Source organism: Hahella sp. HNIBRBA332 (assembly GCF_030719035.1).
Classification (GTDB): Bacteria; Pseudomonadota; Gammaproteobacteria; order Pseudomonadales; family Oleiphilaceae; genus Hahella.
In genome coordinates, this window is sequence record NZ_CP132203.1 from 3,909,188 (window position 1) to 3,927,024 (window position 17,837).

General features: G+C 52.6%; 14 protein-coding genes. 4 read left to right on the forward strand and 10 right to left on the reverse strand.

Annotated features, from left to right (window positions below; all coding sequences use genetic code 11):
• The first annotated feature begins 32 nt into the window (after positions 1 to 32).
• From putA to O5O45_RS17285, 3 genes are all read left to right on the forward strand, one after another.
• Positions 33 to 3,206 carry a bifunctional proline dehydrogenase/L-glutamate gamma-semialdehyde dehydrogenase PutA gene (gene putA / locus O5O45_RS17275; protein WP_305900618.1) on the forward strand — a complete coding sequence of 1,058 codons (3,174 nt, stop codon included), beginning with the start codon at positions 33 to 35 and terminating at the stop codon, positions 3,204 to 3,206.
• A gap of 86 nt (positions 3,207 to 3,292) precedes the next feature.
• Positions 3,293 to 4,765: a sodium/proline symporter PutP gene (gene putP / locus O5O45_RS17280; RefSeq protein ID WP_305900619.1), complete on the forward strand. Its 1,473-nt coding sequence runs from the start codon at positions 3,293 to 3,295 to the stop codon at positions 4,763 to 4,765.
• Between the two features lie 135 nt (positions 4,766 to 4,900).
• On the forward strand, positions 4,901 to 6,274 hold the full coding sequence (locus O5O45_RS17285; RefSeq protein WP_305900620.1) for a C13 family peptidase: 1,374 nt from the start codon (positions 4,901 to 4,903) through the stop codon (positions 6,272 to 6,274).
• 60 nt (positions 6,275 to 6,334) lie between these two features.
• Here the strand turns inward: O5O45_RS17285 and O5O45_RS17290 are convergent, their stop codons facing one another.
• The 10 genes from O5O45_RS17290 to ppc form a co-directional block, all read right to left on the reverse strand.
• Positions 6,335 to 6,910 (reverse strand): YceI family protein, encoded by a 576-nt coding sequence (locus O5O45_RS17290; RefSeq protein ID WP_305900621.1) that lies wholly within the window; start codon positions 6,908 to 6,910, stop codon positions 6,335 to 6,337.
• 68 nt (positions 6,911 to 6,978) lie between these two features.
• A complete protein-coding gene (locus tag O5O45_RS17295; protein WP_305900622.1) occupies positions 6,979 to 7,524 on the reverse strand; it encodes a cytochrome b in 546 nt (181 codons plus the stop codon).
• A 98-nt stretch (positions 7,525 to 7,622) separates the two neighbouring features.
• On the reverse strand, positions 7,623 to 8,522 hold the full coding sequence (locus tag O5O45_RS17300) for a DMT family transporter (RefSeq protein ID WP_305900623.1): 900 nt from the start codon (positions 8,520 to 8,522) through the stop codon (positions 7,623 to 7,625).
• A gap of 419 nt (positions 8,523 to 8,941) precedes the next feature.
• Positions 8,942 to 9,733 carry a class I SAM-dependent methyltransferase gene (locus O5O45_RS17305; RefSeq protein WP_305900624.1) on the reverse strand — a complete coding sequence of 264 codons (792 nt, stop codon included), beginning with the start codon at positions 9,731 to 9,733 and terminating at the stop codon, positions 8,942 to 8,944.
• A gap of 44 nt (positions 9,734 to 9,777) precedes the next feature.
• On the reverse strand, positions 9,778 to 10,125 hold the full coding sequence (locus O5O45_RS17310; RefSeq protein WP_305900625.1) for a hypothetical protein: 348 nt from the start codon (positions 10,123 to 10,125) through the stop codon (positions 9,778 to 9,780).
• Positions 10,126 to 10,279: 154 nt separating this feature from the next.
• Positions 10,280 to 11,080, reverse strand: a complete 801-nt coding sequence (locus O5O45_RS17315; RefSeq protein WP_305900626.1) for an undecaprenyl-diphosphate phosphatase — start codon at positions 11,078 to 11,080, stop codon at positions 10,280 to 10,282.
• 126 nt (positions 11,081 to 11,206) lie between these two features.
• Positions 11,207 to 11,902, reverse strand: a complete 696-nt coding sequence (gene tsaB, locus O5O45_RS17320) for a tRNA (adenosine(37)-N6)-threonylcarbamoyltransferase complex dimerization subunit type 1 TsaB (RefSeq protein ID WP_305900627.1) — start codon at positions 11,900 to 11,902, stop codon at positions 11,207 to 11,209.
• 71 nt (positions 11,903 to 11,973) lie between these two features.
• On the reverse strand, positions 11,974 to 12,630 hold the full coding sequence (gene adk, locus O5O45_RS17325; RefSeq protein ID WP_305900628.1) for an adenylate kinase: 657 nt from the start codon (positions 12,628 to 12,630) through the stop codon (positions 11,974 to 11,976).
• A 299-nt stretch (positions 12,631 to 12,929) separates the two neighbouring features.
• Positions 12,930 to 14,339: an HDOD domain-containing protein gene (locus tag O5O45_RS17330; protein ID WP_305900629.1), complete on the reverse strand. Its 1,410-nt coding sequence runs from the start codon at positions 14,337 to 14,339 to the stop codon at positions 12,930 to 12,932.
• Between the two features lie 154 nt (positions 14,340 to 14,493).
• Positions 14,494 to 17,139, reverse strand: a complete 2,646-nt coding sequence (ppc, locus tag O5O45_RS17335) for a phosphoenolpyruvate carboxylase (protein ID WP_305900630.1) — start codon at positions 17,137 to 17,139, stop codon at positions 14,494 to 14,496.
• 320 nt (positions 17,140 to 17,459) lie between these two features.
• Here ppc and O5O45_RS17340 point away from each other — a divergent pair, with 320 nt between their 5' ends.
• On the forward strand, positions 17,460 to 17,804 hold the full coding sequence (locus O5O45_RS17340) for a type 1 pili tip component (protein ID WP_305900631.1): 345 nt from the start codon (positions 17,460 to 17,462) through the stop codon (positions 17,802 to 17,804).
• Positions 17,805 to 17,837: the final 33 nt, after the last annotated feature.

Here is a 17,837-nt window from a genome sequence, read left to right on the forward strand (position 1 = left end):
ACGCCAATTATCGCGGTTCTGGAGTACTCCGTATGTTTAAAGCTTCATCCGTACTTTCGCCCGACATCCAAGCTGTTAGCCTGGACTCGCTGTGGACGGCGATAACCCAAAACTACGCCGTTGACGAAGCGGCTTATCTTGAAGAACTCATGGCTCTGGCGACGCCCGGAACCGAAGAGTTAAGAGCCATTACCCAAGGCGCCACCAAGCTGATTGAAGATGTCCGCGCCCAGGACGATTCCGTACACATGGTTGACGCCCTGTTGCAGGAATACAGTCTGGATACGCAGGAAGGCGTGTTGCTGATGTGTCTGGCGGAAGCTCTGATGCGCATCCCTGACAAGGCCACTGCAGACGCACTGATTCGCGACAAAATGTCCACGGCGCAGTGGGAAAAGCACATGGGCAAGAGCGAGTCGACGCTGGTCAACGCTTCCACCTGGGGTCTGCTGCTGACAGGAAAAGTAGTCAAGCTAGACCGCAATATCGACGGCACGCCCGCCAACGTCCTCAAGCGCCTGATCAACAAGTGCGGTGAACCAGTCATCCGCGGCGCCATGAACCAAGCCATGAAAATCATGGGCAAACAATTCGTTTTGGGACGCGATATCAGCGAAGCGTTGCAAAATGGTCGCAAATACCGTGATAAAGGCTATAGCTACTCTTTCGACATGTTGGGCGAAGCCGCCCTTACCGCAGAAGACGCAGAGCGCTACTTCCAGTCGTACATAAAAGCGATTGAGACTGTTGGAGCCGATCAATACGACACCCGCCCAGGCGCATCCAGCATTTCCATCAAGCTGTCAGCGCTGCATCCCCGTTACGAACAAGCTCATCAAGACCGCGTACTCACAGAAATGTACGAAAAGGTTCTGCTGTTGGTGCGCGCTGCTCGTGAGCGTAATGTCAGTTTGACTATCGACGCGGAAGAAATGGATCGCCTGGAGTTGTCCCTGCGTCTTTTTGAAAAACTGTACCGCTCTCCTGACAGCCGTGGCTGGGGTGAGTTCGGCCTGGTTGTGCAAGCCTACTCCAAGCGCGCGCTTCCGGTTCTGTGCTGGCTTACAGCGCTGGCCGCGGAGCAAGGCGACCGCATCCCTGTGCGCTTGGTGAAAGGCGCATACTGGGATAGCGAAATCAAGCTTTGCCAGCAGCGCGGTCTGCCCAGCTACCCTGTTTACACTCGTAAAGAAAGCACTGACGTTTCCTATCTGGCTTGCGCCCGCTTCCTGTTCAGCGAGTATGCGCGCAACCATATCTACCCGCAGTTCGCCACTCACAACGCGCACACTGTCGCATCCGTGCAGGCCCTTGCGGAGAAGAACGACCGTCCTTTCGAGTTCCAACGCCTTCACGGCATGGGCGACGCACTGTACAACGCCCTACTGGCCAAGCAAAAGCGCACTGTGCGCATTTATGCGCCGGTCGGCGCGCACAAAGACTTGCTGCCCTACTTGGTTCGTCGACTGCTGGAAAATGGAGCCAATTCCTCTTTCGTACACCGTCTGGTGGATGCAGAAACACCCATCGACAGCCTGGTGCAGCACCCAGTTCATGAGTTGACCCGGTATTCATCGCTGGCCAACCACCGCATCCCGCTGCCTGCACAGATATTCGGCAACCGTATTAACTCTATGGGAGTGAACCTGTTCGTGGAAAATCAATATTCGCCGCTAGAAAAACAACTGAGAGCCTGGGATCAGCACCAGTGGAAAGCCTGCCCCGTTATCAACGGAGAACATCGCACTCTGGCCGCCCCCAATCAGGTACTAAGCCCTTACGACCAGTCCCAGTCCCCGGGCACGGTCTATTGGAGCCAATCCAATGACGTCGACGATGCGCTCTCAGCCGCTTACGCAGGTTTCGAGAAATGGAACAACACTCCGGTTGAAAAGCGCGCGCAAAGTCTGGATAAACTGGCCGACCTGATGGAAGCCGGCATGCCTGAGCTGATGGCGCTTTGCTGCCGCGAGGCAGGCAAAACGCTGCAGGACAGCATCGACGAGGTTCGTGAAGCAGTTGATTTCTGCCGCTATTACGCAGAACAGGCGCGCAAGCACTTCAGTAAGCCCAATGTGCTGCCCGGGCCAACAGGCGAATCCAATGAGCTGTACCTGGAAGGCAAAGGCGTATTCGTCTGTATCAGCCCCTGGAACTTCCCGTTGGCGATATTCATTGGTCAGGTCACTGCAGCTCTTGCGGCGGGCAACGCTGTCATCGCCAAGCCTGCGGAGCAAACCAGCCTGATCGCTGCGCGCGCCATTGATATGATGCTGGAAGCAGGCGTCGCCAAAGAGGCGATCCAATTCCTGCCAGGCGACGGCGCTCAATTGGGCCCGCAGCTGCTAAGCGACAACCGAGTATGCGGCGTCGCATTCACCGGCTCCACTCAAACAGCGCACATTATCAACCGTACTTTGGCCGCCCGCGACGGAGCCATCGCCACGTTGATCGCCGAAACCGGCGGCCAGAACGCCATGATAGTGGACAGCACCGCACTTCCTGAACAGGTGGTCAAAGATGTAGTACAATCCGCCTTCGCCAGTGCGGGGCAGCGCTGCTCCGCGCTACGCGTACTGTTCGTGCAGAAAGACATCGCAGACGGCATTCTGGAATTGCTGTCCGGCGCACTGAAAGAGCTCAAAGTGGATCACCCGAAACACTTGAGCACCGACGTGGGCCCGGTAATCGATGCAGAAGCGCAAGCTGGACTGTTGAAGCACATCGAAGAGATGAAAGCCAGCTCTCGCTGGAGCGCGGAAGCCATTTTGCCCGGCGATCACAGCAAAGGCTTCTTTGTTACCCCAAGCGCGTTTGAAATCGGCTCTATCAATGAGCTGAGCAAAGAGCATTTCGGACCGATTCTGCACGTTGTTCGCTTTGCTGCGGAAGACCTGGACAAGGTCATCGACAGCATCAACAACACTGGTTTCGGACTGACGCTGGGCATTCACAGCCGTAATGAAACCACTGCTGCGTATATCGAGAAGCGAGTGAAAGTAGGCAACACCTACATCAACCGCAACCAGATTGGCGCAGTGGTCGGCGTTCAGCCTTTCGGCGGTCACGGTCTTTCCGGCACCGGCCCGAAAGCGGGCGGCCCTCACTATCTGCTGCGTTTCGCCAATGAGCGGACGCGCACCATTAACACGACAGCCGTCGGCGGTAACGCAACTCTGCTGTCGCTGGGCGTAGAGCATATTTAATCCCGCTCAGCGCCGCACTCATAGCGGGCGTCCTGCGTACGCCCGCGTCCATAGAACAATTAAAAAACAAGCAGGAGTAACCTAGCATGATTGAAAATCAATTTGCTGTGGGAATGACTTTCTTAGTATATCTGTTAGGGATGCTGGGTATTGGAGTTTGGTCATACTTACGCACTAAGAACCTCTCCGATTATATTTTAGGTGGACGTAGTCTCGGCCCATTCCCCTCCGCGTTAAGCGCCGGCGCATCCGATATGAGCGGCTGGTTGCTGTTGGGCCTGCCTGGCTATGCTTACGCCGCCGGCTATGAAGCCGCCTGGATCGCCATTGGTCTGTTGGCCGGCACATGGTTGAACTGGCTTATCGTTGCGCGTCGTCTGCGCGTTTACAGTAAAGTGGCCAATGACTCTCTGACTCTACCCGAGTTTTTCGAAAACCGTTTTGAAGATAGCAGCCGCCTTCTACGGGTGATCTCCGCTTTCTTTATCCTCTTGTTCTTCCTGTTCTACACCAGCTCTGGTTTGGTGGCGGGCGGAAAACTGTTTGCAACTGTATTTGGCCTGGACTACACCTGGGCTGTCTTTGCTGGCGTATTGGCCGTTGTGTCCTACACGCTTTTTGGCGGATTCCTTGCGGTTTCCTGGACCGATGTGGTGCAAGGTTTGTTGATGGCGGCGGCGCTGGTTATCGTACCGGTTATCGCTATTAATGCAGATGGCGGCTGGGGCGCAGCCAACGCAGCCATGGCGGCCAAGAACCCTGAGATGCTGAACGTATGGACCAGCGTAAAAGGCGAACCTCTGGGACTGATCGCCATTCTGTCGCTGCTTGGCTGGGGCTTGGGTTACTTCGGACAACCGCATATCCTGGCTCGTTTTAAAGCCATTCGCTCAGAAAACGACATCCCTATGGCGCGCCGCATCGCAGTGTCCTGGACCGCACTGACGCTGATTGGAGCGCTCGCCTGTGGTTTCGCAGCAATTTCTTATTTCGAAAATCCGCTGGAAGACTCTGAAAAAGCCTTCATGCTGCTGATCAACGCTCTGTTCAATCCTGTCGTAGCCGGTATTCTGCTGGCCGCTATTCTGGCTGCGGTAATGAGCACCGCGGATTCTCAGCTGCTGGTTTCTTCTTCCGCTCTGGCGGAAGATTTCTACAAAGCGCTGTTCCGTAAAGACGCCAGTCAGCAGGAGCTGGTTAACGTAGGTCGTCTGGCGGTCGTGATTATCGCCATCATCGCCGCATTGATCGCCCTGAACCCTGAAAGTAAAGTCCTGGGTATGGTGAGTTATGCATGGGCGGGCTTTGGCGCTGCGTTCGGACCTGCACTGATTCTGGCCTTATTCTGGAAGCGTATGAACCGCAACGGCGCTCTTGCCGGCATCCTCGTCGGCGGTATCACCGTCGTAGTATGGAAACAGCTGAGCGGCGGCCTGTTCGACCTATATGAAATCATTCCAGGCTTCATTCTGGCGACCATCTCAATCATTGTCGTGTCTCTGGCGACGGAAGAGCCTTCCTCTTCTATCCAGAAGCAATTTGACGATGCTGTAGGCTAATGATTCAACGGCGCAATTTACGCCATGAATAACTAGCCGGGCGCACGGATGCGCCCTATCCTTCCGATTCAGCTTGCTCTCCTCTTAAGGTTATACTGACCGCCGACAGTCTTATTCATCGAATGGCGTTGCAGAATGTTTTATAACCTTGTCCAAGGCTTACGCTTGGCTTTCTTCCTTCCCTTATCCTCTATTCGCTTTCGTTTAAGTCCCGGGGCCTTCTGGTTCATTGCTGCGTTGGGAGCGTTAATCAGTTTACTCGTCGGTCTGTACGCAACAGAGCCTCCTCACATATTCCAAGCGGAAGGACTATTCAGTGAAACGTTCTTGTTGGCGTCCATTCTGGTAGGTAGCTTTATCGCCAGCAAAATAGTTGGCGATCCCTATTCTCAATACCGCATCCCTACTCTGTTTCTGAACTCAATTATCGCGCCTTACGTTATTTATTCTGTGTTCGAGCAAGAAATCACTCTTAACTATTACTCAGATTATCCAGAGCTGTTCTGGTGGTCATATTACGCTCTGATCGCCTGGACCCTCGCTATCGCCTATCGCGCGGTAAGACTGTCATCATCAGGCGCTGCGCAGCGGCATCTTTTCGCAGCGTTGATTTTAACCACCCTGACCTTCCTGCCAGCGCACTATTTATACTTCTATGACTTCTGGATCACTGACTACACTCAAACCGTAGCGAAAGAGCCAGAAGCCCCCATTCTGGACGCCGAACGCATACTTAGCCGCCAAGGCCCCTTGCTGCAGAAGCAGCTGGATCAGATGCAAGCATCCAAACCCGGTGACCAAGATATGTTTTTTATCGGCTATGCAGGATGGGGCGATCAGCAGGTGTTCGCCAATGAAGTCGCATTCGCCAAACGCCTCTTCAACCAGCAATACACGCAGTCTCATCAAGAATTGATATTGGTGAATGACGCTAACAACCCAGAGGGATCGCCCCTCGCGACCGCCACCAATCTGGAAACAGCGTTAAATCAAATGGAGACGTTGATTCAACCAGAAGAAGATATTTTATTTCTCTTTATGACCAGTCACGGCGGCAGCGACCACAGTATCGCTACACGACTCAGCAACCTGCCGCTTAATGACATTCCTGCAGAAAAACTGGGCAGAATTCTCGACGCCAGCCCATTCAAGTGGAAGGTTGTAGTGGTTTCCGCCTGTTATTCCGGGGGCGTCATCCCATATCTGGAAAACGAAAATACATTGGTCATTACCGCCGCCAAGCCAGACCGGACCTCTTTCGGATGCAGCGATGACGCAGAGTTCACTTATTTCGGGCGCGCCTTCTTGGTAGAGTCGTTGACGCAAAACGCATCTTTCGTGGCGGCGTTTAATCAGGCAAAAGACTTGGTGAGCCGTTGGGAAAAAAGAGATGGATTCACGCCATCGGAGCCACAAATTCGGGTAGGAGAAAAAATCCTGCAACAATTGGTGAAATGGAGTGAAGGAAGAGAAAGTTCCGACATGAAATGCCAGACCGAGTGTGAGTAACCAACCGCCCTGCGATAACTCCGCGTTTGGAGCCATCGCAGGGAATAGTAACGCAAGTTATTACTTGCGAATACCTTCTACAGTCATATACAGCTGAATTTCTTCTGCAGTCGGCCCCAGGCTCTTGGGAATGCCGAAGTCCTTCAACTTAAAAGTAGTCGTACCTTCGAAGCCTTCGCGATATCCCCCCCAGGGGTCGTTGCCACCCGCAATATGCTTGGCGTCCAGCACCACTTCTTTAGTTACGCCGCGCAGAGTCAGATCGCCAATGATTTTCGCTTTTCCATCGCCTTCAGGAACTACTTTCTTGCTAACAAACTTGGCGCTCGGAAACTCATCCACATACAGGAAATCTTCGCTGCGAATGTGTTTGTCGCGCTCAGCGTGGTTGGTGTCTACGCTGGATGGGTCAATGTTCACTTCTACTTTCGCTGCGGCGGGATTGGCCTCATCGTAGGAAAACTCGCCGTCAAACTTGTTGAAGCGTCCCAACACCCAGCTGTAGCCGAGGTGGGACATTTTGAATTGAATAAAAGAGTGCGCATTCTTGGTGTCCATGACGAAGTCCGCCGCGTGAACTGATGCGGCTCCAGTCAACATAACGCCCAATACGGCGCCAACGATGCTCTTCTTCATTGCTATTCATCTCCTTGGATTTCAGTTAAAAAAACACCCTTACAAATGGCCACTGAACAGCACAGTGGTTATTTGGGGGAAAACATTCTCATCAGAGTTTTGTCTTTATCTATAATATGGTGCTTTATAGCCGCCAATGCATGCAGCACGGCCAGCCCCACCAATGTCCACGCCAGCCACTCATGAATATCCCCTGCGATATCCTCCATCCCTTTAACAGGAGGCAATAATGCGGGAACTTCAAACCAACCGAACACATCGATGCCACGCCCATCGGCAGTAGAAATCAAATACCCTGCAATCATGGTGGCTATCAACAATAAGTACAGCAGGCGATGCGCCCATTCACTTACGACTTTCTCGATACGGCTCAAGGAAGGCTCTGGTTCAGGGCGCACATTAATAAACCGCCAAACCAACCTGAATACAATGACAAACAGCAGCAACATACCGATGCTTTTATGAATAAACGGAGCTTTTTGATACCAGGCGTCGTAATAGGACAGGTCTGTCATATACAACCCCAATCCGAATAAACCGAAAACAACAAGCGCGACCAGCCAATGTAGCGAAATCGCTATAAGTCCGTAATTTTGTTGTGTATTTTTCCACATACTAAGCTGCTCCCATCATCAATTGCCGTAGTCTAACCTCAACTATTTCGTATAAATATCGATAAATTTGAGATAGTGAATTCTATTTTTTAGAAAGCTTAGATCGAAGCTCCCCTTTTACCAGCAAGCAAATACATCACCCGCCGGAACTGCTCCCTGGGTATATTAATGATCACCACTCCCAGTAAGGTCAAAGCGCCCCCAAGAGACAACTTCCAGGTCAGCACATCTCCAAACCAGAATATTCCAAACACCATCGCGAATATCGGGGCCAGCAACATCATCGGCGTGACCAAAGAAACGCTATAACGCCCAAGTAAACGATACACGATGCCATGACCTATAATAGACGCCGCCACTGCGGAATAAAGCGGCGCCCAGTAGTCCGACCACTCGCTTTGAGTCAGCCGTAACCACTGACCTTCTTCAAAAATATATGACAACAGTAACAATGATGGCGTCGCCACAAGCGCAATCCACGCCTGTAATCGCATGACGCCCAAAGTGGGGCACTGCTTCATTAAAATCGTGGCGACAGCCATACTTGCAGCCGCGCCCACCACCCAAGCAAGCGCATCCAGATGATTAAATACAACTGGATCAAAACCGATAATAAATACTCCTGACAAAGCAAGAAGGATTGCACCACCCTTAACCCACCCAATACTCTCTTTTAATATCGCCGCCGCCAGGATGGCTGAAAAGGGAACATATAGCTGCGTCGCAATAGCGACCGAGGCTATATTTCCTCCAGCATTAAGCCCCAGAAACATCATACTGAAATGTAATACACCCAATACAAATGCAACCGACAGCAATGGCTTCATATATCCCTTCGCCGGTTTCAACCAAGGCGCCGTCAACGCCAGCAAAATGGCGAAACGCAATGCAGTAAATAAAAGAGGTTGAAAGTGCTGAGCGCCCTCCTTGCCTGCAATAAAATTAAATCCCCATGCGAGATTCGCCAGCAGGCCCAACAACAAGTCCAATAGGCTCATAAATATTCTTCGCCTGCGGCGACAGTTTGATGCAAATGACAGCGCAAAAAGCATATACAAAATAACTTGGAATGGATCGTTAACATGCTGTAATCAGTAGGGGTAAACAGGGGATGATAATTAGTACATTAGTATAGATAGGTAACTCTACCTAACTTGTTTTGTGGATAATTGGACTATATTTAACCAGTCCTTAAAAGGAGGGGAATCATGGAAAATCAATTTGACGAAGACGTAATTATCCCAAGCAACAACTAAAAAGTAGTTGAAGTAACACGAAGCCGGTTTATCGAACAGGCTATCGTAAAAATCCGCTGACGCAACGGCGGAACCGCGCCTCAAAAAGGCGCCAAATAGAATTCGGATCAGTTATTTTATCCAGACGCAGTGCGCCGTTGCGCGGCTACAGCCGGTTGATGCTAGCCACCAGTCAGCTTGCGTAGCGCGTAAACATCAAACCGACTGCTTTTTCCTGCCACAGCAAAGTTCGGTTCACGCCCCAGTAAGCATGGCGCGCCTTTCGGTCGCTTAACCACTATTCGCTTAACTTCCTGCTGCAAGGCCGCCGCCAACAATTCGTCCGCATCGGGGTCAGCGCCGACAATATCTTTGAACGCCTGCATTTCTTTCTTTACAGCACTGCTCTTGCGACGTTCAGGAAACATGGGGTCTAGATAAACTACGTCTATCCCATTCGGAAATGCATGAAAGGCCTCCCCCAGATGTAATGTCATACGCATAGCCACTGACGCAGCATCAGAGCAGTCTTGCGCACGACGCAAGCCATCCGCCAGCAAACAGTGCACCAGTGGGTTGCGCTCGTACATCACCACATGACATCCCAACGCCGCCAGAACGTAAGCATCCCGTCCTAAGCCCGCTGTAGCGTCCAGCACATTCAAGTATTTTACTTCGCCTTTCAGTCCTACCGCCTTGGCCACCATTTCACCACGACCGCCGCCATGTTCGCGTCGGTAGGCCAGCGCGCCTTCGACAAAATCCACAAACACCGGCCCCGGCGCCTGTACACGCCAATTGACCAGCTCCACCCTCGCGTCAGAGAAGTTCAGCAAGTACACAGATTTATCGCTCTTGATCGGCAATGCCTCCAAGGCGACAAGGCGCAGCCCGAACTGAGAAGAAAACGCTTCAGCCTCGTCCCGGCGTTGTTCGCTATAGCTCACCAACACCTGATCGTCATAAGAAATCATGGCGAAATATCCATAGAAGAAAAGAAGGGTATTAAAGCAGGAAGTTAAACAAACAGGTCTATGCTAACCAAGCTGTCAACGCCATCACGCGGCGCATTATTGGCGGTAGACTGATAAGTTTCTATAGCCTGTTGCGCAGCAAGAGATACATCGTCAGGCTCAGGCTTCCGTTGCAGCTGTGTTTGTTCTGGCGAGTTGCTGGCGTTAACACGACGAAACGGAATGCTTTCCTGCGTTCTGGTCTGCAACGCTTCTTCTGCAGGAGGCGCCTGTTCCACACTGCGACGCTGAGGCTCATCTCGACGCGACGTATCCGCGTCACTGATTGCTGAACCATCATTGCGCTTAATAGTAGGCTGTAACGGCAGTGAAGAGCCGACTCCGCCAATCATGCAGCCATCCTTCCGGCGCCTAACGCCCGGTCCATGTCAATTATTGAGGCTTTCAATTTGCAGGGCTCCGAGCAAGTTGTCGGAGCGACTATCAAAGTATAGACCGCCCCGCTACAGCCGCTATTGCCGGCCCGCACAAATGTGGGCATCCCCCCTAGGCTGCATACAACCAGATCAACAGACCCGCGCCTAATAGCATGCGATAGATTACGAACGGCATGAAACCTATCTTCTGTAAAAATTTTAAAAATAAGTGAATACAGGCGTAGGCGCTGACGGCGGAAACAAGTGTCGCTCCTGCAATCTCAGACCATTGCGAACTGGTCCCGGCGTCGACCAACTCAAGTCCTTTGAACAGCCCGGCAGCGGCGATCAAAGGGATGGATAGCAAGAAAGAGAAACGGGCCGCGGTATCCCTGTTCAATCCAAGAAACAAGGCTGACGTCATAGTGATGCCGGAGCGCGATGTGCCTGGAATTAGCGCCAATGCTTGTGAAACGCCAATAATCAATGCGTCTTTCAGAGTAAACTGATCAATATCGCGAGTGCCTACTTTGCGGTCAGCCAGCCCCAACAACACACCAAAACCTATTGTCGCCAGTGCGATAACCAAAGCGGAGCGCAGGTTTTCTTCAATCCAACTATCCAGCAACACCCCCGCCAAACCAGCAGGAATAGTGCCAAGAATAACCGCCCAGGCAAGACGCGATTCCTGCGATGCGCCGCCGCCAGTAATCTGCTTCATCCATCCATTGAGCAAATTAAAAATATCGGCGCGGAAATAAACCATAACCGCCAGCAAGGTGCCGACATGAACGGCTACGTCAAACGCCAACCCCTGATCCTGCCACCCCCAGACCTCAGAGGGAAGAATCAAATGCGCGGAACTGGAAATAGGAAGAAACTCCGTCAGCCCCTGAATTAGCGCTAAAACAACGATTTCAAGCCAAGTCATCTAACATGTTCCCATAAAATATTAAGCACAAAAAAGCCCCTTAAAGTTCCACTTGTCGAGGACGACGTCAAGCGCGACATTCGTGAAAGTTTGGAGAGGTAAACAGAAAAGAAACACTAACGGCTTTTAACGACCGGGAAGTTTTTTCCAGGCCACTTCATCACGTAAATATATAGGCTGAGCTTCAATGGCGGACACAATACGCCCCATTGCAAACATCGGGGCCGCCATTTCCGCCATTGCAGCGGCGCGCGGACCCCACTCAGGCGCCTGTATTTGTGAACTTTCGACCAACACTGCCGGCAGACGCTCAAGATAAATCAAGCCGCTCCCCAATATCGCCAGTTCCTGTTCCGAATCTATCGCATCGACCATTTCGGGAGGGCCCACTTGCTCCGCATAGATTTCTTTAACGCCATCAGTGGAATGCTCATAGCCCGCCCAATAGACTTCGTTCATGCGCGCATCGAGCAGACAAACAACCTGGCCGACGGGACCTTCCTGGCGTTTGAACCAAGCGAACGCCATCGCTTCCAACGTAGAAACAGGTACAACCGGCAAATCCGCCCCAAAAGCCAACCCCTGAACAATTCCCGCTGCGATGCGGAGCCCGGTAAATGAGCCCGGCCCTCTTCCAAACGCCAGCGCATCCAATTGCCCCACGCGCAAGCTGCTATCGCCAAGCAAACGATCAATCATGGGCAGGCAGCGTTTGGCGTGAGCTCTAGGCGTCGTTTCCAGCATTTCGGTCAACTCGCCGTCGTTCCATAAGGCTACGGAACAGGCGTCACTTGATGTATCCAGCGCGAGTATTTTTGCCATGAGGATTGTTCAATTAATTCTGAAGAGCAAGCGGCGCAGAACAGCGCCGCCCGAGAATGAAGATATAAGTATTACTTCTGCAGACCAGCAAAGACACGATCACGGATTTCATCTACCGAGCCAACGCCTTCAACGCGCAAATATTCAGGCGCAGCGTCTGCGTCCTTCTCGGCCCAATTACGGTAGTAATCGACGAGAGGCGCTGTTTGCGAATGATAGACCTCCAAACGCTTACGTACAGTTTCTTCTTTATCGTCTTCACGTTGAACCAAAGGTTCGCCAGTAACGTCGTCTTTACCTTCCACCTTGGGTGGATTGTAGTCGACATGGTAAACGCGACCGCTAGCTTCATGCACACGGCGTCCGCTCAAACGCTTAATGATTTCTTGATCATCTACGGCGATTTCTACGACATGATCAATTTTGACACCCGCTTCACGCAGCGCTTCCGCTTGTGGGATCGTGCGAGGAAAGCCGTCAAACAGGAAACCGTTGGCGCAATCGTCTTCTTTAATTCGGTCTTTGACCAGCGCGATGATAGTTTCATCGGACACCAACCCGCCCGTCGCCATAACCTCTTTCACTTTCAGGCCTAGAGGAGAGCCTGCCTTTACCGCAGCGCGCAACATGTCGCCGGTGGAAATCTGGGGTATCCCGAATTTCTTCATAATATTCTGCGCTTGCGTGCCCTTTCCGGCGCCGGGTGCGCCCAACAAAATAATTCTCATACCAATTACACTCCTGATCCAAGCAACAAATTCCTGTGCGCTTGCGCCGGCTACAGGCCGACGCAGCAGTCTGTCGACGAGTTATTATTGTCGAGTTCCATAATGGCCTTCTGTGAGACCACCCTCAACACATTGATTCTAATCGCATTTCCCCGCGATTCCGGCGACAATTTACATCCGATTAGAGACGCTGCACATTGTAGGGAAGATTAGCAAAGAGCTGAATTATACGGATATAGGCAGGTAACCTGAAGCGCCAATCTCGATAAAGCCGCCAGGGCGGCGGCGGCTTGGCGGATCTACCCCATTTGAGAGGCTAATTGATTCAGTGAATCGCTGGATTGTTTCAGTTGTTCAAACACTTCAAACACGATCTCAGGCTGTATATCCAGACGCTTAGCGTAGTACACCGGGTCGTCTGGAACCTGGTCGTCTCCTAGCTCAAGCTCTTTGAGTAAGCAGTTGGACAACTGAATCAGCAGGACATAATCCTCATAAGGGCCATGATAATCTTTTATCTGGTGCCCTGCGGCAGTCATGGAGACTTCCTTCGGCAACCGCCAATGCTCCAACAGAATGGAACCGAGCATCCCATGCCCCAATCCGACCAACTCCTTGGCGCCGCCCATGCCAAGTACTTGCTTTTCCAACACCGACAGTTCGGTCATCGGATCCGCTTCCGCAAGTTTATTGAGCATGGTGTATTCAGGACGGAACAAATGTCCTAAGAGCAAAATACCAAAGTTGTGCAGCAGCCCGGTCAGATACGCCAAGGATGGATTGATACGCTCATCCGGCACATGGAAAGCCAGGCGCTGGGCCAACAGTGAGACATGCAGGGCATGTCGCCAGAAACAAACGATGCCGAGAGGACCTTCATTGGGTAAATCAAATGCCTTACTGGCGGAAATAGACAGCGCCAACTGACTGACGCGCTCGAAGCCGAGTACGCGCATCACCGCATCCTTGACGCTTTCCAGCTTACCTCTGTATCCATACAGCGCCGAGCGGGCCTGTCGCATAATCTGCGCAGCAAGACTGGGATCCTGCTCAATAATCGCCGCCAGTTCGCCTGCCGTCGCGTCCGGATCGGAAGTGGCCTGCAGAATCCGCGTCGCAACCGTCGGCATCGGCGGCAACTTGTAAAGACGCTTCAGTCGCTCCGCCACGCGCTCAGCGTTGGCTTCGCCTACATTGGGACTTTCTGGAGTATCGGATGATAAAGGATTCATTGCCTGCGCCTCGCAACAGCCTTGCTTAAGTTTTATAGCACTACTCATCACTCTCTGAAAGCTTTCGCGGTCCAAGCGCAGCAAAGTGTTATGACACCCTGACTGGATATATATCTGTTCCTTCGCGAACAGACGCTCATCGCATACGGCATGAACGCCATAGGCGCTGGCGATGGGAGGATGTGAGCCGGGTTCGCAGTCCCGGAACAGGCGATCCGCCTGCCGGCCGGTGAGGCGCTGAAGGTTGCGCCGAATCGCGCTATTGAGGGCGTCCAGATTCATTTGCGTCCCGAACTCGGTGATCGCCATCACGACGCCTTTGGCGTCCACCAGGATTTCCGCAACCGCCACACAATCAGGCAATACCTCAGCCGCCTTCAAAGCAGCGTCAATATTGCCTGCGCGATCATGGTGTATCTGTTGATACGGCACTCCCTGCCGGTTCAGATACTGCATAACTCTGGATGCAAGCGGCACACTTCCCCCGTTCTACTAAATCAGTACAAATAATAGTTTAGTTTATATGTGGTTGAGGGGACGTGCGTGATATGAATCACATGCAAAGGTAAGCTTGCGTTGCGCAATGTTGGAGTTTGGTAACCGACCCGGCGACGCCGGGCCGGCGGCGGGATTAACCGGTATTACGCATACCCGCGGCGACGCCCGCCATCGTAACTTTCAGCGCTTTCTCAACCGTCTCCTTGTTGGTTTCGCCTTCAGCCCGGTCACGCACCAAAAGCTCCACCTGCAAGAAATGCAAAGGATCCGTATATGGGTTGCGAACCTGCAGGGAGTGCATGAAGACCGGGTTATCCAGCAAAAGCTCGTCCTGCCCTTTCAGCTCATTAATCAAGCGCACAGCGCACCCCGCCCGGCGACGCAGCTCATCACCCAAAGGATGCAGCTCGGGCTTAACCAAACGCTCTTCATAAAAGCGCGCAATCTCCGGGTCGACTTTGGACAACACCATTTCCAGCATGTCCACGTGAGTTTCGAAGAATGGCCACCCGGTCAGCATTGCTTTCAACGTATCAGCGCCGCCATCATCTACTGCGGTTTGCAGCGCTGTGTCGCTACCCAGCCAGGCGGGCAGCATCAATCGCATTTGCGTCCAGGCGAAAATCCACGGAATCGCACGCAGGCTTTCAACGCCACCAGACGCCTTGCGACGCGCAGGACGACTGCCTAACGCCAGTTTGCCCAGCTCCTGTTCCGGCGTCGCGGAACGGAAATACTCTACGAAACCTGAGCGTTCACGAACCACTTCACGGTAGGAGTTCACCGCCAGACCGGACAGTTTATCCATCATCTCCCGCCAAGCCGGCTCCGGCTCAGGCGGCGGCACCAAGGAAGCCTCCAGTACTGCGCCAAGGTAGAGATTAAAACTCTGCTTGGCGACCTTGGGCTGCCCGAACTTAAAGCGGATCATTTCGCCTTGCTCGGTGATCCTGAAGTTACCTGCGACAGATCCTGGGGGCTGCGACAAAATTGCGCGGTTAGCAGGGCCGCCCCCACGGCCTACCGTTCCACCACGACCGTGGAAGAGCGTTAGTTTCACATCATGCTTCGCGGCCACCTTGACCAACGCCTCTTGCGCCTGATACTGAGCCCAGGCCGCCGCCATCTGGCCTGCATCCTTGGCTGAATCCGAATACCCGATCATAACTTCCTGCTTGCCGCCGATGTATTCGCGATACCAGGGCAGATCCAACAAGCGTCCAATGCTGTCCGCCGCCCCCTGCAGATCGTCGAGAGTTTCGAACAGCGGCGCGATGGGAATGCGGTGGCGCATGCCGCTCTCTCGCAGCAATAGAATCACCGCCAGCACATCAGATGGGTCACTCGCCATAGAGATAACATAGGAGGCCAACCCTTCTGGAGGCTGCATCGCCACCACGCGGCATGTATCCAAAACCTCCCTGGCTTCCGCGGACGCCGGCCATTCTTTGGGAAGCAGCGGACGCCTGCCTTCCAGCTCTCGAACCAAAAACGCCTGCTTCTCTTCTTCCGTCCATTGTGAGTAATCGCCAATACCGAGGTAAGCGCATATTTCCTTCATAACATCGCTGTGACGCTCGGAGTCCTGCCGGATATCCAGTCTTACCAATTGCAAACCGAAACATTGCGCCCGACGAATGACATCCAGCAGCGGCCCATTGGCGATGACTTTCATACCGCAGTCGCATAACGAGCGATAGCACACCATAAGCGGTTCAATCAGCTCAGCATTATTGAGCAATACATCAGCGGAAGGTTTTTTCGTAGAATCCAGTGCCTCAGCGGCCCAGGCCCTTGTCGCCTCCAGTCGACTGCGCAACTTGGCGAGAATCTTCCGATAAGGCTCCCGGCTCTGCCCCGAAGCCCGCGCCAGCTCGCCATTACAAGCGGTCATAGATAATTCCGAGCGTAACGCTTCGATATCACGCAAATAGAGATCCGCCGCCATCCAACGACTCAGTAAAAAAACTTCGCGAGTGACCTCTGAGGTGACGTTAGGATTGCCGTCTCTGTCCCCTCCCATCCAGGATGCAAACCGCACGGGATTCACATTGATCGGCAGTCCTTCGCCAAAACGCTCAAGCAGCGCGGCGTCCATTTGACGCATGAAGTCCGGCACCGCTTGCCATAGGGAGTTTTCAATAACGGCGAAGCCCCATTTTGCCTCATCGACGGCTGTGGGACGCTCATAACGGATCTCATCCGTGTGCCAGGCTTCGGTGATAAGGCGGCGTAAACGCTCAACGATTTTGGCGTATTCTTCATCCAGCAAGTCACTACGGTCCAGGGATTCGAGGCACTCGGAAATCTGGTCATACTTCTGAATCAAAGTGCGACGGGTAATTTCAGTGGGGTGCGCCGTCAGCACGAACTCCAGATTCAAGTCCGCCAGTTGCGCGAAGAATTTATCTTTACTGACGCCTTGGCCAATCAGACGATCAAACACGACTTCAATAGTATCCAGGCGATTATCCACCAGCTCGCTGGCGGGAGCCCGACGCCTTACAATATGGTATTGCTCAGCAATATTGGTAAGGTTTAAAAACTGGTTGAACGCTCTTGCAACCGGCGCCAGCTCCTCATCATTCAAGCCCGAAAGCACCTCTTTCAGCTGCTTTCTCTGACTGATTTCCGCGTTGCGGTCAGCTTTTGCGGCGATACGGATTTTCTCGATTTTATTGAATATTTCATCGCCAAGGTGGTAGCGGATGCTCTGTCCCAACAACTCTCCCAGAAGGCGTACGTTTTCTCTCAGCTCTGGATGCAATTCCTTCATCATTTCTTTTACTCCGCCGCTTTTTTCAAAAGTCTTTTCTTCGTTGACGTTTTGTTGCAATCGCCTTTTCTTAACTATAACTCAGTGAAATATCTAAAATTTCCGAACTAGAACAATAGCACCACCCGCCCTGGTTGTCTCATCATTCATCTGCCCTGGAAGCCGCACCGCCGAAGACGGTCTAAACTGTAAATAACCCCCGAGGAACCGCTCGCGTCGCATTCAGCAGCCGTCTCTGGCCGCTACGTACATGCTCTTATGGCTCGATTAAAGGGGGCCTCCTAGACTGAAATTGATGTCGTTTGTTTTACATAGGCCGCTTTATGAAAATTAACGCTCTCGTACAAAACTGGGAAAACACCGCCAACGTCCGTCTTACGAACAAGGAATATCCCCTGCGCCTGCGCATAGAAGACGCAGCCAGAGTCGCAGCCCTCTCAGAAATGTATCCACTCCGTAGCCAGGAAGAAATCATCAGCGAACTCCTGTCCGCCGCGCTGGATGAGCTGGAAAGCAGCTTCCCTTACGTGCAAGGAGCCAAAGTAGTGGCGGAAGATGAAATGGGCGACCCCATGTACGAAGACGTCGGCCCGACGCCAAGGTTTTTGCAGTTGAGCAAGAAGTACATCAGCCTGCTCAAGCAAGAGCTGAAAGCGGCCAATAGCTAAAAGCATTCAAAGATGCGCGCAGGCAGCGCGCAT

Bases quoted from the DNA above. Each gene is read 5' to 3' on its own strand.
- O5O45_RS17290 (WP_305900621.1), bottom strand. From the start codon at position 6,910: ATGAAGAAGAGCATCGTTGGCGCCGTATTGGGCGTTATGTTGACTGGA.
- O5O45_RS17285 (WP_305900620.1), top strand. From the start codon at position 4,901: ATGTTTTATAACCTTGTCCAAGGCTTACGCTTGGCTTTCTTCCTTCCC.
- O5O45_RS17295 (WP_305900622.1), bottom strand. From the start codon at position 7,524: ATGTGGAAAAATACACAACAAAATTACGGACTTATAGCGATTTCGCTA.
- O5O45_RS17315 (WP_305900626.1), bottom strand. From the start codon at position 11,080: ATGACTTGGCTTGAAATCGTTGTTTTAGCGCTAATTCAGGGGCTGACG.
- O5O45_RS17310 (WP_305900625.1), bottom strand. From the start codon at position 10,125: ATGATTGGCGGAGTCGGCTCTTCACTGCCGTTACAGCCTACTATTAAG.
- O5O45_RS17300 (WP_305900623.1), bottom strand. From the start codon at position 8,522: ATGAGCCTATTGGACTTGTTGTTGGGCCTGCTGGCGAATCTCGCATGG.
- adk (WP_305900628.1), bottom strand. From the start codon at position 12,630: ATGAGAATTATTTTGTTGGGCGCACCCGGCGCCGGAAAGGGCACGCAA.
- O5O45_RS17305 (WP_305900624.1), bottom strand. From the start codon at position 9,733: ATGATTTCTTATGACGATCAGGTGTTGGTGAGCTATAGCGAACAACGC.
- putA (WP_305900618.1), top strand. From the start codon at position 33: ATGTTTAAAGCTTCATCCGTACTTTCGCCCGACATCCAAGCTGTTAGC.
- putP (WP_305900619.1), top strand. From the start codon at position 3,293: ATGATTGAAAATCAATTTGCTGTGGGAATGACTTTCTTAGTATATCTG.
- tsaB (WP_305900627.1), bottom strand. From the start codon at position 11,902: ATGGCAAAAATACTCGCGCTGGATACATCAAGTGACGCCTGTTCCGTA.
- ppc (WP_305900630.1), bottom strand. From the start codon at position 17,139: ATGATGAAGGAATTGCATCCAGAGCTGAGAGAAAACGTACGCCTTCTG.
- O5O45_RS17340 (WP_305900631.1), top strand. From the start codon at position 17,460: ATGAAAATTAACGCTCTCGTACAAAACTGGGAAAACACCGCCAACGTC.